Annotated in this window: 24 protein-coding genes; 10 read left to right on the top strand and 14 right to left on the bottom strand. The window is 70.4% G+C overall.

What is annotated here, in order from left to right; all coding sequences use genetic code 11:
- Positions 1-59: 59 nt before the first annotated feature.
- A complete protein-coding gene (locus ACQPXM_RS07350) occupies positions 60-1,016 on the bottom strand; it encodes a GlxA family transcriptional regulator (RefSeq protein WP_432946108.1) in 957 nt (318 codons plus the stop codon).
- Between the two features lie 70 nt (positions 1,017-1,086).
- On the opposite strand from ACQPXM_RS07350, the gene ACQPXM_RS07345 reads away from it, so the two are divergent.
- Positions 1,087-1,875: an MBL fold metallo-hydrolase gene (locus tag ACQPXM_RS07345; RefSeq protein WP_432946106.1), complete on the top strand. Its 789-nt coding sequence runs from the start codon at positions 1,087-1,089 to the stop codon at positions 1,873-1,875.
- A gap of 5 nt (positions 1,876-1,880) precedes the next feature.
- Here the strand turns inward: ACQPXM_RS07345 and ACQPXM_RS07340 are convergent, their stop codons facing one another.
- From ACQPXM_RS07340 to ACQPXM_RS07330, 3 genes are all read right to left on the bottom strand, one after another.
- Positions 1,881-2,741 (bottom strand): MOSC domain-containing protein, encoded by an 861-nt coding sequence (locus ACQPXM_RS07340; protein ID WP_432946104.1) that lies wholly within the window; start codon positions 2,739-2,741, stop codon positions 1,881-1,883.
- Between the two features lie 67 nt (positions 2,742-2,808).
- Complete coding sequence (locus tag ACQPXM_RS07335) at positions 2,809-3,615, bottom strand: spermidine synthase (RefSeq protein ID WP_432946102.1); 807 nt, start codon at positions 3,613-3,615, stop codon at positions 2,809-2,811.
- Positions 3,616-3,741: 126 nt separating this feature from the next.
- Positions 3,742-4,896 carry a glycerophosphodiester phosphodiesterase gene (locus tag ACQPXM_RS07330; RefSeq protein ID WP_432946100.1) on the bottom strand — a complete coding sequence of 385 codons (1,155 nt, stop codon included), beginning with the start codon at positions 4,894-4,896 and terminating at the stop codon, positions 3,742-3,744.
- Positions 4,897-5,105: 209 nt separating this feature from the next.
- Between ACQPXM_RS07330 and ACQPXM_RS07325 the strand changes: the two genes are divergently transcribed.
- On the top strand, positions 5,106-6,098 hold the full coding sequence (locus ACQPXM_RS07325; protein WP_432946098.1) for a malate dehydrogenase: 993 nt from the start codon (positions 5,106-5,108) through the stop codon (positions 6,096-6,098).
- A gap of 54 nt (positions 6,099-6,152) precedes the next feature.
- On the opposite strand, the gene ACQPXM_RS07320 is transcribed toward ACQPXM_RS07325, so the two are convergent.
- The 3 genes from ACQPXM_RS07320 to ACQPXM_RS07310 form a co-directional block, all read right to left on the bottom strand.
- On the bottom strand, positions 6,153-9,446 hold the full coding sequence (locus ACQPXM_RS07320) for a S8 family serine peptidase (protein WP_432946096.1): 3,294 nt from the start codon (positions 9,444-9,446) through the stop codon (positions 6,153-6,155).
- Positions 9,447-9,563: 117 nt separating this feature from the next.
- On the bottom strand, positions 9,564-9,836 hold the full coding sequence (locus tag ACQPXM_RS07315; protein WP_432946094.1) for a DUF3017 domain-containing protein: 273 nt from the start codon (positions 9,834-9,836) through the stop codon (positions 9,564-9,566).
- Entirely contained in the window at positions 9,836-10,708 is an 873-nt protein-coding gene (locus ACQPXM_RS07310; protein WP_432946092.1) for a bifunctional methylenetetrahydrofolate dehydrogenase/methenyltetrahydrofolate cyclohydrolase, read from the bottom strand. The genes ACQPXM_RS07315 and ACQPXM_RS07310 overlap by 1 nt, the downstream gene beginning before the upstream one ends.
- Before the next feature lie 139 nt (positions 10,709-10,847).
- Between ACQPXM_RS07310 and ACQPXM_RS07305 the strand changes: the two genes are divergently transcribed.
- From ACQPXM_RS07305 to ACQPXM_RS07295, 3 genes are all read left to right on the top strand, one after another.
- Entirely contained in the window at positions 10,848-11,417 is a 570-nt protein-coding gene (locus ACQPXM_RS07305) for a TetR/AcrR family transcriptional regulator (protein ID WP_432946090.1), read from the top strand.
- Positions 11,418-11,478: 61 nt separating this feature from the next.
- Complete coding sequence (locus ACQPXM_RS07300; protein ID WP_432946088.1) at positions 11,479-13,668, top strand: MMPL family transporter; 2,190 nt, start codon at positions 11,479-11,481, stop codon at positions 13,666-13,668.
- A 109-nt stretch (positions 13,669-13,777) separates the two neighbouring features.
- A complete protein-coding gene (locus ACQPXM_RS07295) occupies positions 13,778-14,764 on the top strand; it encodes a pirin family protein (RefSeq protein ID WP_432946086.1) in 987 nt (328 codons plus the stop codon).
- Here ACQPXM_RS07295 and ACQPXM_RS07290 read toward each other — a convergent pair.
- Positions 14,761-15,072 (bottom strand): cupin domain-containing protein, encoded by a 312-nt coding sequence (locus tag ACQPXM_RS07290; protein WP_432946084.1) that lies wholly within the window; start codon positions 15,070-15,072, stop codon positions 14,761-14,763. The genes ACQPXM_RS07295 and ACQPXM_RS07290 overlap by 4 nt on opposite strands.
- A gap of 71 nt (positions 15,073-15,143) precedes the next feature.
- Between ACQPXM_RS07290 and ACQPXM_RS07285 the strand changes: the two genes are divergently transcribed.
- A complete protein-coding gene (locus tag ACQPXM_RS07285) occupies positions 15,144-16,079 on the top strand; it encodes a helix-turn-helix domain-containing protein (protein WP_432946082.1) in 936 nt (311 codons plus the stop codon).
- Between the two features lie 5 nt (positions 16,080-16,084).
- Here the strand turns inward: ACQPXM_RS07285 and ACQPXM_RS07280 are convergent, their stop codons facing one another.
- Together ACQPXM_RS07280 and ACQPXM_RS07275 are read right to left on the bottom strand one after the other, a co-directional pair.
- Positions 16,085-16,711 (bottom strand): phosphotransferase, encoded by a 627-nt coding sequence (locus ACQPXM_RS07280; protein ID WP_432946080.1) that lies wholly within the window; start codon positions 16,709-16,711, stop codon positions 16,085-16,087.
- A 115-nt stretch (positions 16,712-16,826) separates the two neighbouring features.
- The gene (locus ACQPXM_RS07275) at positions 16,827-18,083 is read right to left on the bottom strand and encodes a glycoside hydrolase family 18 protein (protein WP_432946078.1); all 1,257 of its coding nucleotides are present in this window, start codon (positions 18,081-18,083) and stop codon (positions 16,827-16,829) included.
- 198 nt (positions 18,084-18,281) lie between these two features.
- Between ACQPXM_RS07275 and ACQPXM_RS07270 the strand changes: the two genes are divergently transcribed.
- The 3 genes from ACQPXM_RS07270 to ACQPXM_RS07260 are packed head-to-tail and all read left to right on the top strand — an operon-like array spanning position 18,282 to position 19,913.
- Positions 18,282-19,127: a hypothetical protein gene (locus tag ACQPXM_RS07270; RefSeq protein ID WP_432946076.1), complete on the top strand. Its 846-nt coding sequence runs from the start codon at positions 18,282-18,284 to the stop codon at positions 19,125-19,127.
- 19 nt (positions 19,128-19,146) lie between these two features.
- A complete protein-coding gene (locus ACQPXM_RS07265) occupies positions 19,147-19,527 on the top strand; it encodes a peptidase inhibitor family I36 protein (RefSeq protein WP_432946074.1) in 381 nt (126 codons plus the stop codon).
- Positions 19,527-19,913, top strand: coding sequence for a peptidase inhibitor family I36 protein (locus ACQPXM_RS07260; RefSeq protein ID WP_432946072.1), 387 nt, complete (start codon positions 19,527-19,529; stop codon positions 19,911-19,913). The genes ACQPXM_RS07265 and ACQPXM_RS07260 overlap by 1 nt, the downstream gene beginning before the upstream one ends.
- A 60-nt stretch (positions 19,914-19,973) precedes the next feature.
- On the opposite strand, the gene purH is transcribed toward ACQPXM_RS07260, so the two are convergent.
- The 3 genes from purH to ACQPXM_RS07245 are packed head-to-tail and all read right to left on the bottom strand — an operon-like array spanning position 19,974 to position 23,432.
- On the bottom strand, positions 19,974-21,533 hold the full coding sequence (gene purH, locus ACQPXM_RS07255; RefSeq protein ID WP_432946070.1) for a bifunctional phosphoribosylaminoimidazolecarboxamide formyltransferase/IMP cyclohydrolase: 1,560 nt from the start codon (positions 21,531-21,533) through the stop codon (positions 19,974-19,976).
- On the bottom strand, positions 21,530-22,162 hold the full coding sequence (gene purN, locus ACQPXM_RS07250; protein ID WP_432946068.1) for a phosphoribosylglycinamide formyltransferase: 633 nt from the start codon (positions 22,160-22,162) through the stop codon (positions 21,530-21,532). The genes purH and purN overlap by 4 nt, the downstream gene beginning before the upstream one ends.
- 10 nt (positions 22,163-22,172) lie before the next feature.
- Complete coding sequence (locus ACQPXM_RS07245) at positions 22,173-23,432, bottom strand: cell division protein PerM (protein WP_432946066.1); 1,260 nt, start codon at positions 23,430-23,432, stop codon at positions 22,173-22,175.
- A gap of 199 nt (positions 23,433-23,631) precedes the next feature.
- Between ACQPXM_RS07245 and ACQPXM_RS07240 the strand changes: the two genes are divergently transcribed.
- Complete coding sequence (locus ACQPXM_RS07240) at positions 23,632-24,969, top strand: hypothetical protein (protein WP_432946064.1); 1,338 nt, start codon at positions 23,632-23,634, stop codon at positions 24,967-24,969.
- 61 nt (positions 24,970-25,030) lie between these two features.
- Here ACQPXM_RS07240 and sucD read toward each other — a convergent pair whose 3' ends face one another.
- Positions 25,031-25,921: a succinate--CoA ligase subunit alpha gene (gene sucD, locus ACQPXM_RS07235; RefSeq protein WP_432946062.1), complete on the bottom strand. Its 891-nt coding sequence runs from the start codon at positions 25,919-25,921 to the stop codon at positions 25,031-25,033.
- Positions 25,922-25,925: the final 4 nt, after the last annotated feature.

The raw sequence follows: 25,925 nt of genomic DNA, 5'->3' as shown, positions 1-25,925 counted from the left end.
TCAAGATAACCTGCTGGGAGGAGGTTGTCACGCCCAACCGGACATAGTTGGGCGCGGCTTCAGACTGCGGTCAGATGCTGGGTCGGGGCGCCGAAGTCCTGGCGGTGGCGTTGGGGTGTGGTGCCCAGCAGCTGGTGGAAGTGGTGGCGCAGCGCCGCGCTGCTGCCGAAACCGCTGGCAGAAGCCACCCGTTCGATCGGGTGGTCGGTGGTTTCCAGCAGCAGCCGGGCGCGGTCGACCCGCTGGCGGAGCAACCACGCCTGACCGCTCATCCCGGTGCGCGCCCGGAACTGCCGGGTGAACGTACGCCGGGACAGCGCGACCGCCGCTGCCCACTCGTCCAGCGACACCGGCTGGTCGAGCCGCTCCCGAGCCCAGACCATCGCCTTCTCGATCACGTCGTCGCTCGGGTCCGGCGCCACCGGGACGGGGATGTACTGCGCCTGCGAACCGCTGCGGTGCGGCGCGACCACGATCCGCCGCGCGAGCCGCTCGGCGACTTCCACGCCATGGTGGGAACGGACCAGATGCAGGCAGCAGTCCAGCGACGACGCCGTCCCCGCGGACGTGACGACGTCGCCGTGGTCGGACCAGAGCACGTCGGCGCGGACCCGGATCCCGTCGTACCGGTTCTGCAGGTCGTCGGCCCAGTACCAGTGCGTCACGACGTCCCGCCCGTCGGCGATCCCGCTGGCGGCGACGAGGTACGCGCCGAGGCAGAGCCCGACGACGGTCGCGCCGCGCCGGTGCGCCGCGCGGATCCCGTCGAGCAGCTGCTCGGACGCCGGGAGGTGCGGCTCCCAGCTCGGCAGGATCACGACGTCCGCCGCCTCCAGGACGGCGAGGTCGCGGTCGACGTGCAGATCGAAGCCGGCGTTGGTCCTGAGCCGGCCGGGGTGCTCGGCGAACACCTGGACGTCGTACCGGCCCTCGCCCCAGTCGGCGAAGACCAGGCAGGGCACGGAAAGGTGGAACGGGCTCATCCCGTCGAAGGCGAGCACCGCGATCGTCCGCATGGCCCGATCTTAAGGAACCATGGCTCGCGGGCCAATGGCGAACCGGGCCGTCCGGGCGCAGGATCGGGACATGAAGCTCACCCACATCGGCGGACCGACCGCCGTTCTCGACCTCGGCGGCCTGCGCCTGCTCACCGACCCGGCGTTCGACGCGCCGCGCGACTACCAGCTCCCCGGCCGGGTGATGACCAAGCTCACCGGCCCCGCGCTCGAGCCCGAGGACCTCGGCCCGATCGACGCCGTCCTGCTGTCGCACGACCAGCACAAGGACAACCTGGACGACGCCGGCCGCGCCCTGCTCGCATCGATCCCGCTCACCCTGTCGACTCCCGACGCCGCCGAACACATCGCCGGCGTCCGCGGCCTGGCGCCCTGGGAGTCCACCCAGTTGCCGCGCCCCGACGGCAGTGCCCTCACCGTCACCGCCCTCCCCGCCCAGCACGGCCCCGAAGGCTGCGAACCAGTCACCGGCGTCGTCACCGGATTCCTGTTGTCAGCCGACGATCTCCCCACCGTCTACGTCTCCGGCGACAACGCCTCGGTCGCGCTCGTCGCCGAGATCGTCGAGCGCACCAAGACCGGCACCATCCCCGGCATCAAGGCCCGCCCCATCGACATCGCCCTCCTCTTCGCCGGCGCCGCCCGCACTCCCCTCTTCGACGGCCAGCCCCTCACCCTCACCTCCGACGCCGCCGCCGAAGCCGCCCGCCTCCTGGCCCCCGCCACCATCGTCCCCGTCCACACCGAAGGCTGGGCCCACTTCACCGAAGGCCCCGACCACCTCGCCAAAACCTTCACCACCGAAGGCCTCACCGACCGCCTCCGCATGCCCACCCACGGCGTACCTCTCGAGCTGTAGAGGTCCTACCGACTCGACGGGGCCGGATCCGGTCCTTCGGGCAGCCACTCGGCCACCGCGAAAACGTTGCCAACGGCAACGACTCCTGGCTCCAGGACCGCTGCCTTCATGCCGAAGCTGACGCCGCCGCCGTAGTCGGGCTGCCGTCGGTACGTCGCGAGCGTGCGGGTCGGTTCCGGGCCGCTCTTCTGGCCGGTCGCCTGGTTCACCGTCGGGACCGCGCAGCGGATCGCTCTCGCGGCGTACCCGATGTGGACCTCGCCTGCCGAAGCGCGCAGCACGCGGTCCTCGGTGTGTGCTTCGGTCCAGCCGGACACGACGAGGTTCGGCCGGAAGCGGTTCATCGGGATCGCCTCGCCGCCGTGTTCCACGATGCGCGCGTTCAGTTCGTCGAGTGAGGCCAGCGACGTGATCAGCAGCGCGTGCGCGTCGCCGAACCCCGTCTGCCCGGGATGCACGCCCCACCCCCGGCGCTCGTGCTCCGGCGTCACCCGGACCAGCGCAGCCGGCCGTCCGAGCCGCTCCGTGAACCACGCGTCCGCCGCCGGGTCCTGCACCACCGCGTCGCCGAACCACTTGCCGAACAGGCTCACGTCGCGCCGCTTCCCGTCGTACGCGACGTCGATCTCCAGGATGTCGGACCCGCCGTCGGATAGCCGCAGGCCGTCACCGTCGAGCACCTCGACCCGCAGTGGTGCCATCGCCGGCAGGACGCGCTGGCTGTAGAACGCGCCGTCAGGACCGACGAGCATGAAGCTCCGGTCGTGCTTCACCCCGGTCGCGCCCACCTCGGCACGGTCGACGGACACTCCGGCCAGACCCTTCACCGGGTAGTACGTCAGCGCGGAAACTCTTGCATCGGCCACCCGCGCAACACTAGCTGGACCGGTGACGCAGGCGGCCGGGTTCACGGTCAACCTGACGCCGAATTGTTCACTTCCCGAAGGTGCCCGACGGTGCCGCGGGCGACACGAAGGACTCCTCGTCGGTGAGCGGTTCGGCCTTGCCGGCCAGCTCCCGCAAGGCCAGCACCTCGTACGGCGGTTGCGCCTGCCGGCCGACCGCGGTGAGATCCGGCACCGGCTGCCGCGAAGCCACCAGTACGACGTTGCCGAACGCCTTGCCGCGCAGCACCTTGCGCTCCGCCAGCACCACGCCCTCGCCGAAGGCCTCCCGCGCAGTCGCCGCCACCCGCCGGACGAAGCCGAGCCCCGCCGACCCGTCGATCAGGTTCTGCACGAGCACCCCGCCGGGCCGCAGCACGCGCGCGCACTCGGCCGCGAACTCCCTGGTGACCAGGTTCTCCGGCACCGCTTCGCGGACGAACGCGTCGACGATCAGCAGGTCGACCGAGCCGTCGTACACGGCGCCGATCCCGGCCCGGCCGGTGACCGGGCGGACCTTGATCCCGGACCGTTTCGGCAGCGGCAGCGTCTCCCGGACGAACTCGGTCAGGTCATCGTCCGGCTCCAGCACGATCTGCCGCGACCGCGGCCGGGTCACCGCGACGTACCGGGCCAGCGACAGTCCGGCCCCGCCGACGTGCAGCACCGACACCGGCTGCCGCCGCGGCGCGACCGCGTCCACCACGTCACCGATCCGGCGCATGTACTCGAACCCGAGCCGCGCCGGATCAGCCAGATCCACCTGCGACTGCAGCGACCCGTCGACCCGCAGCACGAACGTCCCGTCCGCCTCGGCTTCGACGGTCGCCGTCCCGGATCCGACCTTGCGCTCCATCCCGCCATCCTTTCACTGGCGGGACGGAGCTCCACCACCGATCAACCAGACCCGACCGGCGCGGCGCACGCTCAACTCCGCAGCCCCGACGACCGCCACCGGAGGTTGATCGGTGGTGCACGTCGCTCAGCGCGACTCGGCCGCCGCGGCCACGGCGATGTCGGCGTTGTCGGAGAACAGCCCGTCGATCCCGGCCTTGCGGTACGCCGCGATCTCGCCGAACAGGTCGCCGGAGTCGGCCGCCACGGCCGAGCTGCGGAAGTTCACCGGCAGGAAGGAGTTCTCGACCCGGAACGTGTACGGGTGCACCACCAGTCCGGCCCGGTGCGCGTCGCGGACCAGCGCGGTCGGCGTGCCCAGCTTGCCCGTCGCGTCGACCGGGATGACCTGGTCCTTGGCCGGCCCGACGCCGTCGGCGTACGTGGCGACCTCCTGCAGTCCGCGCGCGCTGACCACGTCGGCGTACGTGCGCTTGTCCCCCGCCACCACGAAGTCGTACGGCGCGCCGGAGGAGCTGGTCAGCTGGACCAGCGGGACGCGCAGCTGCTTGTCGAGCGCCTTCAGGTTCGCCACCTCGAACGACTGCACGTAGACCTTGGCGCCGGCCCGGTTCAGCCCGTTGCGGTTCAGCACCTTGACCAGTTCCGGCTCGAGCGCCAGGCCCTGCTGCTGGAAGTACGTCGGGTGCTTGGTCTCCGGGTAGATCCCGATCGGCCGGTTCAGCTCGCGCGAGAGCCGCTTGGTCAGGTCGATCACCTCCTGCAAGGTGGGGATCTGGTACCGGCCGTTGAACACCGTGTTGTGCTGCCGGACCGCCGGAATCCGCTCGGTCGCGCGCAGCGTCTTCAGCTCCTTCAGCGTGAAGTCCTCGGTGAACCAGCCGGTCACCGCGACGCCGTCCAGGGTCTTGGTTTTCTTCCGCGAAGCGAACTCCGGGTGCGCGGCGACGTCCGTCGTCCCGCCGATCTCCGGCTCGTGCCGGGTGACCAGCACGTGGTCCTTGGTGGTGACCAGGTCCGGCTCGACGAAGTCGGCGCCCATCCGCGCCGCCAGCTCGTACGACGCCAGCGTGTGCTCGGGCCGGTAGCCCGACGCGCCCCGGTGCCCGACCACCACGAAGTCGTCGCGCCGCTCGGCGGAGGCGGGGCTGGACGTGGTCGTCGCACCGGTCGCGGCGGGCCGGTCGGCCGGCTGGGAGCCGGAGAGCTGCGGCGCGACCAGCGCCGCACCGACGGTCAGCGCCGAGGCGCCGACCGCGACGAACTGCCGGGACAGCTTCATACGGGTTCTCCTCACGAGTCAGGGACTGCGCACACCATCGAGCCGCCCGGAAACACCCGGGCGGCGCTGCCGGGTCCGGCCGGCGTCCACCGGGTGAACGCCTCGCCGGAAGGAGGTGGCAGGAATCACCGGCCCCACCGTCGCCAGCGGGCGCGGGGGTTGCTAGCGTCCGAAGTAGTCAGCCAGTCGAGTTCTCCAAGGAGCGTGTCGTGAGCACTACCCCCGTGAAGGTGGCCGTCACCGGCGCCGCCGGCCAGATCGGTTACAGCCTGCTGTTCCGGATCGCGAGCGGTGCGCTGCTGGGCCCGGACACCCCGGTCGAGCTGCGGCTGCTGGAGATCACCCCGGCGCTGAAGGCGCTGGAGGGGGTCGTGATGGAGCTGGACGACAGCGCGTTCCCGACGCTGGCCGGCGTCGAGATCGGCGACGACCCGAACGTCATCTTCGACGGCGCGAACGTCGCCCTGCTGGTCGGCGCCCGGCCGCGGACCAAGGGTATGGAGCGCGGCGACCTGCTCGAGGCCAACGGCGCGATCTTCACCGGCCAGGGCAAGGCGCTCAACGACCACGCCGCCGACGACATCCGGATCACCGTCACCGGCAACCCGGCCAACACCAACGCGCTGATCGCGAAGACCAACGCGCCGGACATCCCGGCCGAGCGGTTCTCCGCGCTCACCCGGCTGGACCACAACCGCGCGCTCGCGCAGCTGGCCAAGAAGACCGGCACGCACGTCAACGACCTGCGCAAGCTGACCATCTGGGGCAACCACTCGGCCACCCAGTACCCGGACATCTTCCACGCCGAGGTGGCCGGCAAGAACGCCGCCGAGGTCGTCAACGACCAGGCCTGGCTGGAGAACGACTTCATCCCCACCGTGCAGAAGCGCGGCGCGGCGATCATCGAGGCCCGCGGCGCCTCCTCGGCCGCCTCGGCCGCTGCCGCGACGATCGACCACACCCGCGACTGGCTGCGCGGCTCGGCCGACGGCGACTGGCTGTCGATGGCGGTCGTGTCCGACGGTTCGTACGGCGTACCGGAGGGCCTGATCTCGTCGTTCCCGGTGACCACCAAGGACGGCAACTGGGAGATCGTCCAGGGCCTGGAGATCAACGACTTCTCCCGCGCCCGGATCGACGCCAGCACCGCCGAGCTCGGCGAAGAGCGCGACGCGGTCAAGGCCCTCGGCCTGATCGGCTGATCCGGTTCCAGTGACAGCGAAGCCCCCGGGGAGCTCCCCGGGGGCTTCGTCGTGTCAGCGCAGGCGGTAGGCGTTCAGCACCGTCTGGGTCGCGGTGTTGCCGTCCTGGTCGGTGACCCGGGACTTCAGCGAGATCAGCTTCGCCCCGGCCGGCGTCGTGAAGACCGCCTTGTACTTGCCCTTCCCGGTCGGCAGGACACTCGTCCGCTGCCAGGTCTTGCCGCCGTCACCCGACACCTGGACGACGACCGACTTCACCGGCGTGACCTTCGCACCAGGCGCGCTGCTGACGGTGAAGTCCAAAACGCTGATCGGCAGCCGCTTGACCGCGTTCCACTCGTCCACGCGCGGCGTGAACCGCACGGTCTTCAACGGCAGCAGTTCCTTGTCCTCACCGGTGTCCTGCGAGCTGAAGGTCCAGACGCCTTCCATCCGGTTCGCCAACTGAAGCATCGGCCGGGTTTGCACGATCTCCAACCGGTACGCCGCCTTCGCGGCCGGCACCTCTTCCAGCCAGAGCTGACCGGGCACCGACGACTGGTCGAGCAGCTTGCCGTCCCGGAAAACCTTGGTGCCGCTGCCGGGTCCGACTTCGTCCGACTGGCCGTCGTGGCCGTCGCCGTCACCGTTCGGGAACAGGAAGACGTCCATCGAGTTGCCCTGCCGGTAGACGCCGCCACCGCCCGCGTCCATCGTGGCGACCGCCGCACCCCAGCGTTCGCCGTACGGCAGGCCGGGGCGGAACGTCTTGCCGGTGTACGACAGCGAGAGCGGGAACAGGTAGTACTCGCCGTCGTCGACGAAGGTGTTCACCTGCGCGGCCCAGGTGACGCCCTTGGCGTCGACGAAGTGCGTGACCCGGCGCGGTACGTCGTACGAGAACGGCCAGCCCGAGCTGCTGGCGAACATCGACGGCAACGTGCCGAAGCGCTCGTCGAACACCTTCTCACCGGGATGATCGGCGACGTACTGCGTCGTCAGCCTCGCCAGCTCGTGGTCGCGCACCGTCCGCTGGTAGCCGGTGAAGTAGCTGCCGGAACGGCCCTGGAGCAGGTTATAGGTGTACGGCGTGTTGTGGAAGTCGCCGTTCCGGCCCGGCACACCCCAGCGGGAGCTGACGAACGACACCATCTCGCCCGGGTCCACCGAGGGTCCCATCGAGCCGACGAAGATCCGGTCGAGCGCGTGGGCGGAGGTGGAGGTGCCGAACACGAACCCATCGACCCGCCGCTCGTAGCCGACGTCGACCCGGGACACGCGCGCGTCGGACCGCGGCACCGTGATCCGGAGCGGACCCGCCTTCCGCGCGTCGACCGCGACGGTCGTCGCACGGTCGACCACCAGCTTCGGCCAGACCAGCTGGTACACGCGGTCGCCGGCCGTCAGGTTGCCGTCGACGAAGTACTCGCCCCTCGGCAGCCGCAACCGCGCGGTGCCCTGGGCATCGGTCAGCACCTCGACGAAGCGGTCGTCGGTGATGCCGATCATCGTCGTGTAGTTCGCGTCGGTGCCCTGGCCGTCCGGGCCGAGGTGCTTGACGGTGACGTCGTAGCTCTCGACCTCCTTCTCGACGGCCAGTGGGACGCTCAGGCTGCTGCCCGCGCCGGTCGCGACCAGGCGGCCGGCGTACTGGCCGTCGATGCCCTGGTGACGGGTGTCGGAGGTGACAGCGACGGAAGCGGTGCCACCGGCGGGCACCGTGACGCTCTGCGCACCGAGCCTCATCGCGGTCGCCGGGGCCGGCTTGCCATCCGGTCCGGTTGCGGTGAGCCGGAGCTGAAGGGTGACGGCCGCCTTGCTGAGATTGCGGAAGCCGACCTGCTTGGTGACCGGCTTGTCGTCCGCGTGCGGCCACAGCGCCTTGCCGAACGAGACGCTGCCGGGTGTTGCCATCAGCAACTGGGTGATGCCCTTGGCGACGTCGACCCGGCCCGCGCCCTGCTGCTGAACGGTCTGTCCGTCGACGATCTTCGCCGACGCCATCACCGCGGGCTTGAGCTCCTTGGCCTTCCAGCCAGGATGCTGCTGAGCGAGCAGCGCGGCGGCGCCGGCGACGTGCGGTGTCGCCATCGACGTACCGGACAGCATCAGGTACTGCGCGCCGACGGGATCCCCGATCACGGAGTCCTTCGCCTTCGCCGCCACGATGTCCACGCCCGGACCGGTGACGTCGGGCTTGATCGCGCCGTCGCCGACCCGCGGCCCGCGGCTGGAGAACTCGGCGAGCTGGTCGGCCTTGTCGACCGCGCCGACGGTCAGCGCCGCGTCCGCGCTGCCCGGTGACGCGATCGACCCGTCGTTCGGGCCTTCATTGCCCGCGGCAACCACGAACAAGGTGCCGGTCCGCGCGGTGAGCCGGTTGATCGCCGCCTCGATCGGGTCGATCTCCGGGGTGTCCGGACCGCCGATGCTGAAGTTGACCACCGTGGCCTTCTGCTCCACCGCGGCCCACTGCAGTCCGGCGAGCATGGCCGAGTCCGGGCAACTGCCGCCCCGGTCGCAGACCTTGCCGTCGAGCAGTGTCGCGTCCGGTGCGACGCCCTTGTACTTGCCGCCGGACGCGGCGCCCGAACCGGCCACCGTCGACGCGACGTGCGTGCCGTGGCCGAACTGATCGCCCGCGGGGTCGGTGGTGAAGTTCTTCGTCGCCCCGATCCGGCCCGTGAAGTCGGGGTGCTTCGGCTCGATCCCGGTGTCCAGTACGGCGACCTTGACGCCCTTGCCGGTGAAGCCCGCCTGCCAGGCCTTCGGTGCACCGATCTGCGGGACCGATTTGTCCAGCAGCACCTTGCGCTTGCCGTCCAGCCAGATCTGGTCGACACCGGCCGCGTCGCGGCTCGTGCGCAGGAACTGCCCGGCCGCCTTCTTGTCCAGCATGACGGCCGTCGCGCCGATCGCCGGCAGCTCCCGCCTGACCGTTGCGCCTGGCAACGGCTGCGTCGCCGCGCGGCCCTTGGCCGAGACGATCAACGGGATCGTCGCCGACGCCTGGTCGTCGTACCCCTGCTCCAGCAGGCCGCTCACGTCGAACAACCGCCGGTCGAGCTTGCCCGACGTCACCGCCGAGCTGACGTCGAGCGGAAGCACCGACAGCCGGCCGTGCGACCGCTGCAGCTTGAACACCACTTTGTCCCGGCCGGGACCCGGGTCGACCGTGACCCGTTTGAGGTCCCCGCCGTGCAGGACCACCTTGTCGCCGGTCACCAGCGTGACCGTCCGATCCTTGCCCTGCTGGTTGGTGGCCAACGGCAACGCCCGCTGGTCGGGCTCACTGACCGCCCGCGCACCTGGACCGTCGATCAGCCCGATCGCCAACGCTCCGGCCACGACGCCGGTAGCGACGGTCAACCATCTCTTCCTGGGTTGCATCTCCGCTCTCCCCTCCGTCACCGCTCGGTGATCACACGAGTACGACGCGTGAGAAGGAGAAAAAGATGGTTCGCCCTGGGCGGTCTGCCTTTTCGGTCAGCCGTTCGGGACGATCAGGCCGAGCAGCAGGATCGCGGCACCGACACCGAGCAGCAGCGCGGTGTCGAACATGCGACCCCGGACGTGCAGCAGCCCGGCGACGTCGTCACTCAGGACGGCGCGCAGCAGACCGGCGAGCAGGACGCTGCCGGAGAAGATCAGGATGCCGTTGCGCCAGTTGTAGAAGGTCAGCACGATCAGTCCGGCCAGTCCGCACAGGACGCACAGCGTCAGCGGCCACTCGCTGCGTCGCTCGGTGGCGGCCACCATCAGCCGGCCGCGCCGGTCCCGGCGAGCGACGCCTCGGCCGCCTCGACGACGTTCGTCAGCAGCATCGCCCGCGTCATCGGGCCGATTCCGCCCGGCATCGGCGCGATCCACGCCGCGGCCTCGCGGGCGGCCGGGTCGATGTCGCCGACGATCTTGCCCTCGGCGCTGCGGCTGGTGCCGACGTCGAGCAGGACGGCGCCCGGCTTGACCATGTCGGCGGTGATCAGACCGGCCGACCCGGCCGCGGCGATCACGATGTCACCGGTCCGCACCACCGCGGCCAGGTCCTTGGTCCCGGTGTGGCACTGGGTGACGGTCGAGTTCTCCGACTTGCGGGTGAACAGCAGGCCCATCGGCCGCCCGGCGGTGACGCCGCGGCCGACCACGACCACGTGCGCGCCGGCGATCGGTACGTCGTACCGGCGGAGGATCTCGACGCAGCCCTTCGGTGTGCAAGGCAGCGGCCCGTCCTGGCCGAGCACGAGCTTGCCGAGGCTGACCGGGTGCAGGCCGTCGGCGTCCTTGGCCGGGTCGATCAGCCCGAGGATCTCGTTGGTGTCGACGTGCTTGGGCAGCGGCAACTGCACGATGAAACCGGTGCAGGCCGGGTTCTCGTTCAGCTCCCGCACCTTCGCGGCGATCTCCTCCTGCGTGGTGTCGGCCGGGAGCTCGATCTCGATCGAGGCGATGCCCACCGCCGCGCAGTCGCGGTGCTTGCCCGCGACGTAGGCCCGGCTGCCCGGATCGTCGCCGACCAGGATCGTGCCCAGCCCGGGCACGATCCCCTGCTCGGCGAGCTTGGCCACCCGGACCTTGAGCTCGTCCTTGATCGCCGCCGCCGTCGCCTTGCCGTCCAAAATCTGAGCCGTCACAAGACAGGAGTCTGCCACGGGCGCCGCCTCCCGCTGCCCACCGCCCCGACCGCGCGGGAGCAGCCGCCGTCCGTGACCTGGCCCACAAACCTGACCGATCGGTTGGAAACTGGCCGATCGGTCAGGCATAGTCGCTGACATGGCAGAAAGCACCCCCGCTCGCGAGCGCACCCGGCGGGAGATCGTGCAGCAGGCGATGACCCTGTTCGCGAACGACGGGTACAACGCGACCTCGCTGCAGGACATCGCGACCGCGGCCGGCTGCTCGAAGGCGACCGTGCTCTACCACTTCAACGGCAAGGCCGCGGTGCTCGCCGCCGTACTGGGGCCGTCCCAGCAGGCGCTGAAGGAGCTGGTCGCCGAGGCCGAGGCGCTGCCGCCCGAGCAGCGGCAGGAAGCCGCCATCGTGGGGTTCGCCCGGCTCGCGGTCGAGTTCCGTGGGCTGATCGCCGTACTGCAGGACGTACTGATGGTCCTGGACGAAATGCCCGAGTTCGACGACCTGGTGGCCGACGGCATCAAGCTCACCGAGCTGATGGCCGGCCAGGACGCCGACCGGCTCGAGCTGGACATCGCCAAGTTCGCCGTGAACGGGCTGCTCGGCGAGTGCCGGCACCCCGGCGAGCGGTCCGACGCCGAACTGCTCGACCTCTGCGAGACCGCCATGCGCCGGCTGCTCACCCCGGCCCGTCCACCGTCCGGCAGCTGATGACTCCGGATTCCGCACCGATCCCCTGCCCGACCGGCCGATCCGAACGGACGTACTCCTGATGGCCAACCTGCTCTACCGGCTCGGCCGGTTCTCCTACCAGCGCCGCCGACTGGTCGCGGCGATCTGGACCTTCCTGCTGGTCCTGCTCGGCGTCGGTGCGCTGACCCTGGGCGGCCAGACCTCGAACACGTTCTCCATCCCGGGCACCGAGTCGCAGCGCGCGCTCGACGCCCTGTCCAAGGACCTGCCGGCCGCCAGCGGAGCGTCGGCGAGCGTCGTGGTCAAGGCGCCGGCCGGCAAGACGCTGATGGACCCCGCGGTGAAGGCCGCGGTCGGCGTCACCGTCGCCAAGATCGCCAAGGTCCCGGACGTGGTCGGCGCCGTCGATCCCTACACCGCCAAGGCGATCAGCCCGGACGGTACGACCGGACTGATCCAGGTCCAGTTCGGCAAGGCCGCGGACCAGCTCTCCAAGGACACCACCACGGCGTACGACGGACTGAGCTCGCTCAGCTCGGGTGATCTGCGGGTCGTTCCCGGTGGCGCCGTGGTCGGCGGACCGCCGGAGATCGGCAGCACCGAGATCATCGGCGTCGCGATCGCGGCCGTCGTCCTGGTCGTCACCTTCGGCTCGCTGGTCGCCGCGGGCATGACGTTGCTGACGGCCCTGATCGGCGTGCTGGCCGGGATGGCCGGGCTGTTCCTGGTCACCGCGTTCACGGAGGTCTCCTCGACCGCGCCGATCCTGGCGCTGATGCTCGGCCTCGCGGTCGGCATCGACTACGCGTTGTTCCTCAGCTCCCGGCACCGCACGCAACTGGCGGAGGGGATGGATCCGGAGGAGTCGGTCGCGCGAGCGACCGCGACCGCTGGTTCGGCCGTTCTGTTCGCGGGGGCGACCGTCGTGATCGCGCTGGCCGGGCTGAGCCTGGTCGGGGTTCCGTTCCTCACCGCGATGGGCCTGGCCGCGGCCGCGACCGTGCTCACCGCCGTACTGGTCGCGCTGACGCTGCTGCCGGCCATGCTCGGCTTCGTCGGCCAGCGAGTGCTGCCGCGCAAGCTGCGCAACCACGGCGCGCACGCCGCCGTCGAGCCGGCGCCGGCCAAGGAGGGCTTCGGCTTCCGCTGGGCCCGGCTGGTGACCCGCTTCCGCATCCCGATCGTTGCCCTCGGCATCCTTGGGCTGGGCGCGCTGGCGCTGCCGGTGCAGGACATGCGGCTGGCGATGCCGGACGGAGCGACCGCACCGGAGAACTCGAACCAGCGGATCGCGTACGACCTGTCCGCGGCCGCCTTCGGTCCCGGCTCGAACGGGCCGCTCGTCGTGGTCGTGAAGACGCCGAGCGCCCAGCAGTCCGAGGCGCTGGTGGGCCAGGTGCTCGGGCTGACGAAGAACTTCAAGGACATCGTCGCGGCCCAGCCCGGACCGGCCGGCCAGGACGGCGCGACCCGGCTGATCAGCGTGATTCCGGCCAGCGATCCCGCCAGCGAGCAGACCGCCGACCTGGTCGGTGACCTGCGCGACTCGCTCAAACCGCTGTCGCAGAACGGCGCCGACGTGTCGATCACCGGCAACACGGCGATCGGGGTGGACGTCTCGCAGAAGCTGACCGACGCGCTCCCGACGTACCTGCTGGTCGTGATCGGGTTGTCGTTCCTGCTGCTCCTGCTGGCGTTCCGGTCGATCCTGGTGCCACTCAAGGCGACGCTGGGCTTCCTGCTGACGATCGGCGCGACGTTCGGCATCACCGTCGGGGTCTTCCAGCTCGGCTGGGGCGCGGCGCTGTTCGGCGTGGACTCGCCCGGGCCGCTGGTCAGCTTCCTGCCGATCATCATGATGGGCATCCTGTTCGGCCTGGCGATGGACTACGAGGTGTTCATCGTGTCCCGGGTCCGCGAGGAGTTCGTGCACGGCAAGCACGCCACCGAGGCGACCATCGCCGGCGTCGGCCACGGCGCCCGGGTGGTGACCGCGGCCGCGCTGATCATGGCGGCGGTCTTCGCGGGCTTCATCCTGGTGCACGACCCGATCATCAAGACGATCGGCTTCGGGCTGACGATCGGCGTACTGATCGACGCGTTCGTGGTGAGGATGACGATCGTCCCGGCGGTCCTGTCGCTGCTCGGCGATCGCGCCTGGTGGTTCCCGAAGTGGCTGGACAAGATCACCCCGAAGGTCGACATCGAAGGCGAGTCACTGCGCGTCGACGAGGCGAAGAAGCCGAAGGACCTGGTCAGCGTCGACTGACTCCGCGGGCCGGGCAGGTCGCACCTGCCCGGCCCGGAATGCGCGAGGTCTTGCCGCGGTTGAGGCGGGTAGTTTATTCTTGAACTACCTGCTCAGCGAGGAGACCCTCATGCCCGCCGTGACCGTCAGCGACATCACCGTGCTGCCCCGCGTCCATCAGCCCGACCCGGCCGTCTCCCGCGAGCGCGCGGTCCGGTCGGTGACGTCGGCGCCGACCGGCTACGAGGGCGAGGGGTTCCCTGTCCGCCGGGCCTTCGCTGGGGTGGACCTCCGCGACTTGGACCCGTTCATCCACATGGACCAGATGGGTGAGGTGGAGTACGCGCCGGGCGAGCCGAAGGGCACCCCGTGGCACCCGCACCGTGGGTTCGAGACCGTCACCTACATGCTCGACGGGATCATGGAGCACCAGGACTCGCAGGGCAACGGCGGCGTGATCACCAACGGCGACACCCAGTGGATGACCGCGGGCAGCGGGCTGCTGCACATCGAGACCCCGCCGGAGCACCTGGTGCTAAGCGGCGGCCTGTTCCACGGCATCCAGCTCTGGGTGAACCTGCCGCGCGCGCAGAAGTGGGCCGCGCCCCGCTACCAGGACATTCGCGGCGGCGACTCCGCCCTGCTGTCCACTCCGGACGGCGGCGCGCTGATCCGGGTCATCGCTGGATCGGTCGACGGGCACGAGGGCCCCGGGTCGACGCACACTCCGATCACGCTGGTGCACGCGACGGTGAGCCCCGGCGCGGAGATGGTCCTGCCCTGGCAGCCGGACTACAACGCGCTCGTCTACGTGCTGGCCGGACAAGGCACGGTCGGCGCCGAGCGGCGTCCGTTCCGCAAGGGCCAACTGGCGGTCTTCGGGCCGGGCGACACGATCCGCACCCAGGCGTCGACGTCACAGCCGTTGGCGGAGCCGAACCTCGACGTCCTGGTGCTGGGCGGCCGCCCGATCCGCGAGCCGGTCGCGATGGCCGGGCCGTTCGTGATGAACACCCGCGACGAGGTCGTGCAGGCCTTCGAGGACTTCCAGGCCGGCAAGCTCGGCACGATCCCGGCCGTGCACGGTGCGCCGACCGAGCTGCGCGAGTCGAACTAACCCTCGGGGTAGAAGACGAAAAGCGTGCAGCCGGTGACTGTTTGAGGCACGTGGGACGATCCGGCCGGGCAGTGGATGAAGCTGCCCGCCGGGTAGTCCCGGACGCCGTCGTTGAAGACGCCGTCGACGACGTACACCTCCTCCGGGCCCGGCTCGTGCACGTCGATTCCCTGCCAGGCCGAGCCGGGATCCATCTCCAGCACGTGCGCGGAGGCGCCGGCCGGGCCTTTCCACAGTGATCTCAGACGGATCCCCGGGAACAGCTCGCGCACAGGTACGGCCGAAGTTGTCGTCCACTCGAAATCCATGCGCCCAGCCTGCCCAGCGTCGGCGCCTCAGGAGAAGTGTCGGAAAAGACGCCCTCGGGTACTTTTCTGCCATGGCACCGCATCGGGTCGTCGCGCTGGTCAAGGCGCCGCAGTCCACGTTCGAGCTGGGCTGCGCCGCCTCGGTGTTCCGCGGCGACGACTACAGCTTCGGCGTCTGCACGGAGACTCCTGGCGAGATCGAGACCACCAACCGGTACGCGATGCTGGTGCCGTCCGGCCTGCGCGCGCTCGGCCGGGCCGACACGGTTGTCGTACCGGGATGGCTGCCGATCGAGGAGCCGCCGTCGCCGGCCGTCGTACGGGCGCTGGTGCGGGCACATCGGCGTGGCGCGCGGCTGGTGAGCATCTGCTCGGGCTCGTTCGCGTTGGCCGCGACGGGTTTGCTCGACGGGCGCGCCGCGACCACGCACTGGGCGTACAGCGCCGAGCTGCAGCGGCGGTTCCCCGGCGTACGGGTTGATCCTGACGTGCTCTACATCGACCACGGCGACATCGCGACCAGTGCCGGCTCGGGCACCGGCCTCGACCTGTGCCTGCACCTGGTCCGCAACGACCACGGCGCCGCGTACGCCGCCCGGGTGGCGCGCCGGATGGTCATGCCGCCCCAACGCGAGGGCGGTCAACTCCAGTACCGCGTCGAAACCCCCACGCCCTCGACGGACTCCCTCGCCCCACTGCTCGACTGGGCGTCCGAGCACCTGGCCGAACCGCTCACTGTCGACGACCTCGCCACCCGCGCCGCGATGTCCCCGCGCACCCTCACCCGCCGCTTCACCGAACAACTCGGCACCACCCCCGGTCAATGGCTGCTCGCCCGCCGCGTCGCCCGCACCCGCGAACTGCTCGAGACCACCGATCTGCCCGTCGAAACCATCGCCAGCCAGGTCGGCCTGTCCTCCGCGGTCAACCTCCGCCGCCGCTTCCACGCCGCCGTCCACACCACCCCGAGCGCCTACCGGCGAGCCTTCCGGTCGTCGCGCGGCTGAAGTCCTCAGAAGTTGTCGAGGGCAATGAAGTGGGGAATGCGCTCGTCGTCCGGGTCGGCACCGTAGGACTCGGCGAACTCGCGGGCGGCGGGTGGGCCGCCGTACTGGGGGTTCAGGTCGCCGGAGAGGCTTTGCGTCATCACCGCGATGTCGACGTACGGGTCGCCGAGGCCGAGGCGACTCAGATCGAGTACGCCGGTGAAGCGCAGCGTCTCCGGATCGACGAAGACGTTGGGCAGGCAGTAGTCGCCGTGCGTGACGACCGTCGGTTCGCTGGGGAACGGCGAGGTGAACGGGCAGGTCGTCAGGGTGTGGAGCTCGCGCAGACAGTCGGCAACGGCTCGCAGTACGGCGGGGCGATCAGAGGCCGGCCAGGGTTGCGAGGCGTCGCGGCCGGGCAGTTCGGTGGTCAGCATCCAGTCGTTGCCTTGATCAACCAACTGCGGGCAGCCGAAGCCGGTCGCACTGAGCCAGGCGACGCGGTCCGCTTCGTCGTCGACGCCCTGACCTTCCTTGTAATACAGGGTTTCTCCGGTCCGCTCGAGGCGGACGACGGTCGCGCCGGAACAGCCGAGGTCGATCGGGTCGGCGCTGCGTGCACGAAAACGCGCGGCGAGGGCTTCGACGTCCACCGCGTCATCCTACGAGCGAGGGCCTACCTCCACCACCGACTAACCTTCGGTTCCGCGCAGGCGCCACGCTGCGCACGCGTTCGGCGCGGAGGTTGGTCGGTGGTGGAGGTCGGGGTCAGCGCAGGGTGCGGTGCAGCGCCTTGATCAGTTCGCCGTCGGCGGTGTCGCCGTCGAGGGACCAGATCATCGCGCCGCCGAGGTGGCGCTGGTTGATGTAGTTCGCCTTGCGCTTCATCTCGGTCGGGTCGTCCCAGGTCCAGAACGTCGTGCCGTCGAACAACCAGGCGAAGCCGGCCTGCTCGTCGCGGTGCACGGTGAACTCGGACAGCTGCGCCTTCAGCAGCCGGTAGTCCTCGTAGCCGGCCTCGTACGTCGCCGGGGCGGGGCCGGTCGCCGGCTGGAAGAGGCCGTTGTTCTGGTTCGTCACGCCGGTCCAGCCGCGGCTGTAGAACGGGACGCCCATCACCAGCTTGCTGCGCGGCGCCCCGCGGGTCAGGTACGCGTCGATCGTCACCTGCGAGCTGAACTCGGCCGCCGACGGATCACCGGCCGGGCCGTCGATCGCCGACTGCTGGTTGGTCACCGGGTCCCAGGCGCCGTGGTAGTCGTAGCCCTGGGTGGTGGCGAAGGTCAGGTCCTTGAAGATCTTGCCGACCTCGAACCCGTTGTCGATCTGCGCGGGCGCGGCCGGCAGGAACGCCGACAGCGTGTAGCGCCCGCTGAACGGCCAGGACATCCGGTCGAGCTGCTTGCGGTACTCGCGCACCAGCGCGGTGAAGTTCTGCTTGTCGTCCGGGCGAATCACGTTGCCCGGGGCCCCTTCACTGGCCGGCCACTCCCAGTCCAGGTCGATGCCGTCGAAGACGCCCTTCGCCGCACCGGCCGGCGCGCCCGGGAGATTGCCCTTGATCCACAGATCCAGGCAGGACTTCACGTGCGCGGCTCGGCTGGCCGGCGTGAGCGCGGCGTTCGAGAAGTACTTGGAGCCGGTCCAGCCACCGAGCGAGATGCTGACCCGCAGCTTCGGGTACTTCTGCTTCAGCTGCTTGAGCTGGTTGAGGTTGCCGGCCAGCGGCTGCCCCTCGACGTCAGCCTTGCCGTTGACACTCTGCTCCGCCGTGAACGGCCGCTGGTAGTCGGCCCAGGCGTCGCTGCTCACGCACTTGCCCTGCTCGTCCAGGAACCCGAACGCGTAGTTCAGGTGGGTGAGCTTGGCGGCGGTCCCGTTCTTCACCAGGTCGCTCACCAGGAAGTTGCGGTCGTACCCACTCCACTGGGTGTAGTACCCCACCACGCGCTTGCCGCTGCCGTGCGCCTCAGCAGGCACCGCGGTCAACCCCACCGGCGCCACCACGGCCAAGGCCGTGAGCACCACAAGACTCCGACGTTTCACAGACATGAGCTCCCCAACGGGCGGTTTGGAGGGACAGGTGCGGCTCACCCTAGGCGGGTCCGGCCCTTTAGACAATGTCTCTGCTGAAGTCGAAGAGGCACAGCTTCGCCTCGCAAGGAGTTAGATGCTGCTCGAAGTGATCGCCCGGCCTCTGCGGCATCCCTATGGTTACCGCTCGTGTCCATCCAACGCCTGTCCGCAGTTGCCGCCGCCCTCGTCCTCGCCATCGGCGCGGCCGCCACCGCCCTGCTGACCGCCGGCGCGGACAAGCCGGACGACATGATTCTCACGGCGGCCGACCGAACCGTCCTGCACCGCGCCGAGCAGCGGCTGATCAAGCAGTGCATGACCGCCGCCGGCTTCGAGTACGTCGAGAAGCCGCCGCCGGTCGAGTCGTTCGACCGCCGCTTCCCGTACGTGATCGACGACGTCGCCTGGGCCAAGGCCAACGGTTACGGACCCCGGCCGGAAGACCGCGCACCCGATCCGACCGGAAACTATCTGAAGATCATGCCCGCGGACCGGCAGCGAGCGTGGCAGCGCGCCCTGGTCGGTTCCAACCGGTCGATCAGCGTCGACATGCCGAACGGAGGCCGGCTCTCGACCGCCGACAACGGCTGCCAGGCCGACGCCCGGCGGGCCCTGTACGCCGACCTGGAGGACTGGTACCGGGCCCGGCGGACCGTCGACGGACTGACCTACCAGGTGTACGGCGAGGTGCGGAAGGCACCGCAGTTCGAGACCTCCCGGAAGAAGTGGTCCGCGTGTGTCCGGGCCACCGGGTACCCGGCGGACGATCCCGGCCGACTCGTCGAGCCGACCGACCCGCGGGCTACCCGCGACCAGGCCGCGCTGGTCGAGGCGACCTGTGCCGTCAGCAGCGGCTTCGGCCCGGCCACTCGTGCCCTGCACACCCAGCACCTGACCCAGATCTCCGCCGAGCACCGGCGGACCGTCCAGGATCTCGACGCCCTGGAACACGCCGCACTACCCCGGGCCAAGGCCGTCCTGGGGAACTCCTGACCGAATGAGAGGCACGCCCTTGCGATCTCTGTCCCTGAAACTCGCCGCCGTCCTGGTGGCCGTACTGAGCGCGCTCACGCTCACGGCTGTCCCGGCCAATGCTGCCACCACCGCCTGGAACGACTGTCCCTCGGGCTACTTCTGCGCCTGGTCCGAAGACGGTGCCACCGGCCGGTTCGCCAAGTGGGAGTTCGACGACAGCAACTGGACCGACGACCTGATGCACGACGACGCCGACTCGCTGTTCAACAACGGCACCGCGGGCACCTACGACGACGTCGCCGTGTACACCGACGTCGACTACCGCAACTACTCCTTCTGCGTACCCAACGGCGAGAAGTACGACTGGTACATGAACGACAACGAGTACGACTCGCACCTGTGGAGGTCCGGCTGCTGATGAGAAGGCTCACCGTGTTCCTGAAGCTCACCGCCGTCCTCGCCGTCGCCGGCGCGGCCCTCACCGTGCAGGCCGCCCCCGCCGGTGCCGCGACCACCGGCTACGGCGACTGCCCCGCCGCGTACTTCTGCGCCTGGTCCGACGACGGCGCGGAGGGTGGGATGTCCAAGTGGGAGTTCGACGACACCAACTGGACCGACGACGGGATGCACGACGACGCCGAGTCGGTCGCCAACAACGGCACCCCGGGCACCTTCGACGACGTCCAGCTCTTCTTCGACGTCAACTACGGCCGCGGCTCGATCTGCGTCGCCCAGGGCGAGACCTACGACTGGTCGATGGCCGACAACGAGTACGACTCCCACTACTGGACCTCGGGCTGCTGACCCCGAACCCACAGAAGGCGACCGCCGCGGGCGGTCGCCTTCTGGCGTCGTACGGAAGTCCTAGTGGAAGAAGTGCCGCGTCCCCGTGAAGTACATCGTGATGCCCGCCTTCTGGGCCACCTCGATGGCGGCTTCGTCGCGGATCGAGCCGCCGGGCTGGACGACGGCGGTGACGCCGCCCTCGATCAGCACTTCCAGGCCGTCCGGGAACGGGAAGAACGCGTCGGAGGCGGCGACCGAGCCGGCCGCGCGCTCGCCGGCGCGGGTGACGGCCAGGCGGCAGGAGTCGACGCGGTTGACCTGGCCCATGCCGACGCCGACCGACGCGCCCTGGGAGGCGAGCAGGATGGCGTTCGACTTGACCGCCCGGCAGGCCTTCCAGGCGAAGGCGAGGTCGGCGAGCACCTCGGGCGAGGCGGGCTCGCCGGCGGCCAGGGTCCAGGCGTTCGGGTCGTCGCCCTCGGCCTGGAAGCGGTCGCTGTGCTGCAGCAGCAAGCCGCCACTGATCGCGCGCAGCTCGACCAGTTCGCTGTCCTCGCGGGCCGGGGCGACCAGCAGCCGGAGGTTCTTGCGGGCCTGCAGGATCTCGACCGCGCCGTCCTCGTACGCCGGGGCGACCAGCACCTCGGTGAAGATCTCCGCGACCTGCTTGGCCATCTCGACCGTGACCGGGGCGTTGGTCGCGATCACCCCGCCGTACGCCGAAACCGGGTCGCACTCGTGCGCCCGGCGGTGCGCCTCGGCGATGTCGGCGCCGACCGCGATCCCGCACGGGTTGGCGTGCTTGATGATCGCCACCGCCGGCTCGGCGAAGTCGTACGCCGTGCGCCGGGCCGCGTCGGCGTCGACGTAGTTGTTGTACGACATCTCCTTGCCGTGCAGCTGCTCGGCGCCGGCCAGTCCGCCGCGGCCGTTCAGGTACAGCGCGGCCGGCTGGTGCGGGTTCTCGCCGTAGCGCAGCACGGCCTTCTTGTCCCAGGTCGCGCCGATCCAGGCCGGGAAGTTCGAGCCCTCGCTGGTGTCGGTGAGCACGTTGCCCATCCAGGAGGCGACCGCGACGTCGTACTCGGCGGTGTGCACGAAGGCCGCCGCGGCGAGCCGCTGCCGCTCCTGCAGCGAGAAGCCGCCTTCCTCCAGCACGGTGTAGATGTCCGCGTACTGCGAGGGCGAGGTCACCACCGCGACGTTGGCATGGTTCTTCGCCGCGCCGCGGACCATCGAGGGGCCGCCGATGTCGATCTGCTCGATGCACTCCTCGGTGGAGGCACCGGAGGCGACCGTCTCGGTGAACGGGTACAGGTTGCTGACCAGCAGGTCGAACGGCTCGACCCGCATCTCGGCCAGCTGCTCGACGTGGTCGGGCTTGCGGACGTCGGCCAGCAGCCCGGCGTGCACCTTCGGGTGCAGGGTCTTGACCCGCCCGTCCAGGCACTCGGGGAAGCCGGTCAGCTCCTCGACCTTGGTCACCGGTACGCCGGCCGCGCCGATCCGGCTCGCGGTGGAACCGGTCGACACGATCTGGACGCCGGCCTCGGACAGCGCCTTCGCGAGCTCCTCCAGACCGGTCTTGTCGTAGACGCTGATCAGCGCCCGGCGGATCGGCCTGCGGTCGGTGCTCACTTCAGTCGAACCTTTCGTCCGGTGATGGTCCAGCCTTGCCGGACCAGGCGGCCGACCCACTCCACCAGCTGGCGGCGTTCGACCTCCTTGATCCGCTCGGTCAGGGTTTCTTCGGTGTCGTCGTCCTCGACCGGTACGACGACCTGGCCGATGATCGGCCCGGTGTCGACGCCGCCGTCGACGAAGAACAGCGTCGCGCCGGCCACCTTCACGCCGTACTCGAGCGCGTCGCGGGGTCCGTGGATGCCGGGGAACGCCGGCAGCAGCGCGTTGTGGGTGTTGATGTAGCGGTCACCGAAAGCAGCCAGGAAGTCGTCACCGACCAGCTTCAGGAACCCGGCCGAGACCACCAGGTCGGGCTGGTAGGAAGCGACCGACGCGGTCAGCGCCCGGTCCCAGTCGGCCCGCTCGGCGTAGTCCTTGACCTTGTGCACGAACGTCGGGACGCCCGCCGCCGCGGCCTTGTCCAGCCCGGCGATGCCGTCGCGGTCGGCGCCGACGGCGACCACCTGGGCGCCGTACGCCGGATCCTGGCAGGCGTCCAGCAGGGCCTGCAGGTTCGAGCCGGAGCCGGAGACCAGCACGACGAGGCGTGCCGGGTCGGGGGTTGGCGCAACCGGGTCTGTCACGCGCCAAACCTTATCGCCCGGGCTCAGGGCTCCCGTCGGCCGGGCGGCGAGCAGCCAGTACGCCGGCCGCGACGGCTCCGCCGATCGCCATCCCCGCGCCGAGCAGCGCGGCGGCCGGCAGCGCGCTCGCGACCCCGAACTCGGCCATCCGGCCCGGACCCGCCGATCCACCGGCCAGCAGCATCAGGATCAGCAGCCCGACGCTCGCCAGCAACGCCGACATCGCTCCGCGCAGGGCGAACGCGTCCCACCCCAGCGCCTCGGACTCCGGCGCGGCCATCCCGCGCCGCGCCACCACCAGCCCGGCGACGGCTCCGGCGAGCAACGGCACGATCGCGGTCAGCACCAGCAGGTACGTCGGCGTCGCGCCGTCCGACGGTACGGCGGCCAGCAGCGGCAGGGCCGGCAGATTCCCGACGTCGACTCCGGTCGGCGCGACCGACGTCCCGACGCCGAGCTGGAAGCCCGGCCCGGCCAGGAACGAGACGAAGTACAGCACCATGTTCGGCAGCAGGCCGAGACAGATCGCGAACAGCACGACCGAGCCGACGACGCCGGTGTCGAGCAGCTCCAGCATCCCGGTCACTCGGGGGAAGCGGACCGCCAGCAGTACGGCGTACAGGAGTGAGGCGACGGCGATCACGGTGAGCATCGCGGCGGCGGCCGCCGGCACCGTGTCGCGCAGCCCGCTCGGCGTCGCGTCGGCGATGTCCGCGGCGGCGCCGGACTCGACGAGGATCCCGGCCGTCCCGGCGACGGCGGCGAGTGTGGCGGCGCCGAAAAAGGCCGACAGCGGTGAGATCTTCAGCCCACCCTCGGAGGTGAGCAGCGCGATGATCAGCGCGCCCAGCCCGTAGGTGCCGGCGAACGCGGCGGCCGCGGTCAGCAGGTCCTTGGTCCGGTCGGCGGCGCTGATCCGGGCGGTGAACCGGCCACCGCGGTACAGGCACCAGCCGAGAAAGGCGGTCAGGCCGAGCGGCGCGACCGAGATCGAGCTGCCGTCGAGGGTGACGGCGGCCTTGTGCGCGACCAGCCAGACCGAGGCGCCGGCCCGGACGGCGCCGGAGGCTCCGCCGAAGGTCGCGGCCAGCCAGCCGATCACGGCGACGGCGGCACAGGCCAGCAGACCGGCGAGCAGGCAGGCACCGGCTCCGACCACGGCGGCGATCACCACCGGCCGCGGCGGGACGACGGGCGTGGGCTGGGCGGGCCCGGGCGCCTGGTGAGATCCGCCGTCACGGGCGCCCGGACGGCTCAGCATGTCGGTCATCTGGCTTCCATCGTCGCCCCGGCCCGGGGGACAGGTCGTTCTGACACGCCGGATGTGGAAGACTTCGCCGCGCTTGCGCTTCGGGCCGACGCTGTGCCTGCTGGGGTTTCGGCCGGCGGCCTCGGGCGTGGATCGTGGCCCGGCACCGGGTACATTCGGCGTGGACCAGGGGTGGAATCAGTCAGGAGGTCTGGAGTCATTGTCCGGTTCCCACCGTGCGCCCCGCGGCGGCGGTCGCGCCGCGGCCCGCGAGGCGCGACGGCAGCAGTCGCGCCGCCGGAACCAGATGATCGGCGCCGGCGCGGCTGTCCTGGTCCTGCTCGGCGGCGGCGGAATCGCCGCGGTGAACGCGTTCGGCGGTGACGACTCCCCCGGCGACGCGAAGGCCGGGAACCCGGACGACACCAAGGGCGGCGACAAGGACCAACTGGCCGACGCCAAGGTCCTGATCGACGGCCCGGCGGCCAAGTCACTCAGCGCGACCGGCAGCTGGGCGGTCGCCACGACGGCCGACGGCAGCAGCGCGCCGGACAAGTCGTTCGTCTGCCAGGTCCAGCGCTTCGCCGACCCGGCCGGCGTGCGGACCTGGGTGCGCACCTTCCGCAACGCCGCCACCAAGGACTCCGCGGTCCAGTACGTCGAGGTCTCCAACGACACCGCCGCGGCCGCCAAGTCGTACAGCACGATCACCACCTGGCTCAGCCAGTGCAACACCCCGCAGGTGCGCCTGGTCGCCAGTTACACCACCCAGGGTCTCGGTGACCGCGGCCTGATCGCGGTCTTCGGCCAGCCCACCGGCAGCAAGTCGAGCAAGTTCCGCACGGTCAGCGTGACCACCGCCGGCCAGGCCACGATGGTGCTCGAGCACGACACCACCGGCGGTACGCCGCCCAAACCGGACGCCGTCCTGGCGACCGCGAGCGCCGGGCTGAAACGGATCTGTGCCGAGACCGGCGCGAACTGCGGCACGGGCACCCTGGCGGCCAAGCCAGGCCTGCTGCCGAGCACGGAGGCCGCCGGGTTCATGGCCCCGATCGACCTGCCGGTGCTGGCGAGCATCGACAAGCCGTGGGTCAGTGTGCCCGGCGAGGTCCGCTCCGGGACGCTGTGCGAGAAGATCGACCTGAAGAAGGCCAAGGCGACCAAGTACAAGACCCAGACGTACGTCGTACCGGAGGCGCAGGCGCCGACCGAGTTCGGCCTGGACGCCACCGTCGCCAAGTTCGCCTCGCCGGCCGCGGCGTCGGCGTTCGTCCTGCAGATCCGCAAGAACGTCGACGGCTGCGCGAAGACCACCTCGACCGCGACGGTGAAGTCGACCGGCACGCTCGCGCTGAGCACGGTCAAGGGCGAGGCCTGGAAGGCGACGTACGACACCGGCGGCGGCAAGGTGTTCACGTTCCGGATCGGGATCGCGGGCGCAGGCGACCGGGCGGTGTACCTGCTCTACCCGGTGCTGAAGAACCTGGACATCACCGACAGCGCGTTCACCGAGATCCTCGGCCGCGCGGCCGAGCGGTCGGCGACGTTCAAGTAGGACAGACGAAAGACCGCGGTCCCCACGTTCGGGAACCGCGGTCTTTTCGCTGGACCAGGTGTTACTTGGTCAGGCCCTGCATGATCTCGCGCATCAGGTTGGCGGTCTCGGTCGGCGTCTTGCCGACCTTCACGCCGACCGCCTCGAGCGCCTCCTGCTTGGCGGCCGCCGTACCGGACGAGCCGGACACGATCGCGCCCGCGTGTCCCATCGTCTTGCCCTCCGGCGCGGTGAAGCCCGCGACGTAGCCGACGACCGGCTTGGTGACGTTGTCCTTGATGAACGCCGCCGCCCGCTCCTCGGCGTCGCCGCCGATCTCGCCGATCATCACGATCGCGTCGGTGTCGGGGTCGTCCTGGAACGCCTGCAGCGCGTCGATGTGCGTCGTGCCGACGATCGGGTCGCCGCCGATGCCGATCGCGGTGGAGAAGCCGAAGTCGCTCAGCTCGTACATCATCTGGTAGGTCAGCGTGCCGGACTTCGACACCAGACCGATCCGGCCGGCGCCCGCGATGGTCGCCGGGATGATGCCCGCGTTGGACTCGCCCGGGGTGATGATGCCGGGGCAGTTCGGGCCGATGATCCGGGTCTTGCCGGTGGCCTGCGCGGCGGCGAAGAACGCGGCGGTGTCGTGCACCGGCACACCCTCGGTGATCACCACGACCAGCGGGATCTCGGCCTCGATCGCCTCGAGCACCGCGTCCTTGGTGAACTTCGGCGGCACGAAGACGACCGAGACGTTCGCGCCGGTCTCCTTGATCGCGTCCGCGACGCCACCGAAGACCGGCACCGCCTTGCCGTCGAAGTCGACGCTCTCGCCGGCCTTGCGCGGGTTCACGCCGCCGACGATGTTGGTGCCGGAGGCAAGCATCCGGGTGGTGTGCTTGGTGCCCTCGGAGCCGGTCATGCCCTGGACGATGACCTTGCTGTCCTTGGTCAGGAAGATAGACATGTTC

Source organism: Kribbella sp. CA-253562 (assembly GCF_050942265.1).
Taxonomy (GTDB): Bacteria; Actinomycetota; Actinomycetes; order Propionibacteriales; family Kribbellaceae; genus Kribbella.
The sequence above is the reverse complement of the archived record's forward strand: the minus strand, read 5'-3'. Positions and strand labels throughout refer to the sequence as shown.

What these genes read in the sequence shown, in the direction of transcription:
- ACQPXM_RS07350 (WP_432946108.1), bottom strand. Translation starts at nt 1,016, where the DNA reads ATGCGGACGATCGCGGTGCTCGCCTTCGACGGGATGAGCCCGTTCCAC.
- ACQPXM_RS07345 (WP_432946106.1), top strand. Translation starts at nt 1,087, where the DNA reads ATGAAGCTCACCCACATCGGCGGACCGACCGCCGTTCTCGACCTCGGC.
- ACQPXM_RS07335 (WP_432946102.1), bottom strand. Translation starts at nt 3,615, where the DNA reads ATGGAGCGCAAGGTCGGATCCGGGACGGCGACCGTCGAAGCCGAGGCG.
- ACQPXM_RS07330 (WP_432946100.1), bottom strand. Translation starts at nt 4,896, where the DNA reads ATGAAGCTGTCCCGGCAGTTCGTCGCGGTCGGCGCCTCGGCGCTGACC.
- ACQPXM_RS07315 (WP_432946094.1), bottom strand. Translation starts at nt 9,836, where the DNA reads ATGGTGGCCGCCACCGAGCGACGCAGCGAGTGGCCGCTGACGCTGTGC.
- ACQPXM_RS07305 (WP_432946090.1), top strand. Translation starts at nt 10,848, where the DNA reads ATGGCAGAAAGCACCCCCGCTCGCGAGCGCACCCGGCGGGAGATCGTG.
- ACQPXM_RS07300 (WP_432946088.1), top strand. Translation starts at nt 11,479, where the DNA reads ATGGCCAACCTGCTCTACCGGCTCGGCCGGTTCTCCTACCAGCGCCGC.
- ACQPXM_RS07295 (WP_432946086.1), top strand. Translation starts at nt 13,778, where the DNA reads ATGCCCGCCGTGACCGTCAGCGACATCACCGTGCTGCCCCGCGTCCAT.
- ACQPXM_RS07290 (WP_432946084.1), bottom strand. Translation starts at nt 15,072, where the DNA reads ATGGATTTCGAGTGGACGACAACTTCGGCCGTACCTGTGCGCGAGCTG.
- ACQPXM_RS07285 (WP_432946082.1), top strand. Translation starts at nt 15,144, where the DNA reads ATGGCACCGCATCGGGTCGTCGCGCTGGTCAAGGCGCCGCAGTCCACG.
- ACQPXM_RS07260 (WP_432946072.1), top strand. Translation starts at nt 19,527, where the DNA reads ATGAGAAGGCTCACCGTGTTCCTGAAGCTCACCGCCGTCCTCGCCGTC.
- ACQPXM_RS07245 (WP_432946066.1), bottom strand. Translation starts at nt 23,432, where the DNA reads ATGACCGACATGCTGAGCCGTCCGGGCGCCCGTGACGGCGGATCTCAC.
- sucD (WP_432946062.1), bottom strand. Translation starts at nt 25,921, where the DNA reads ATGTCTATCTTCCTGACCAAGGACAGCAAGGTCATCGTCCAGGGCATG.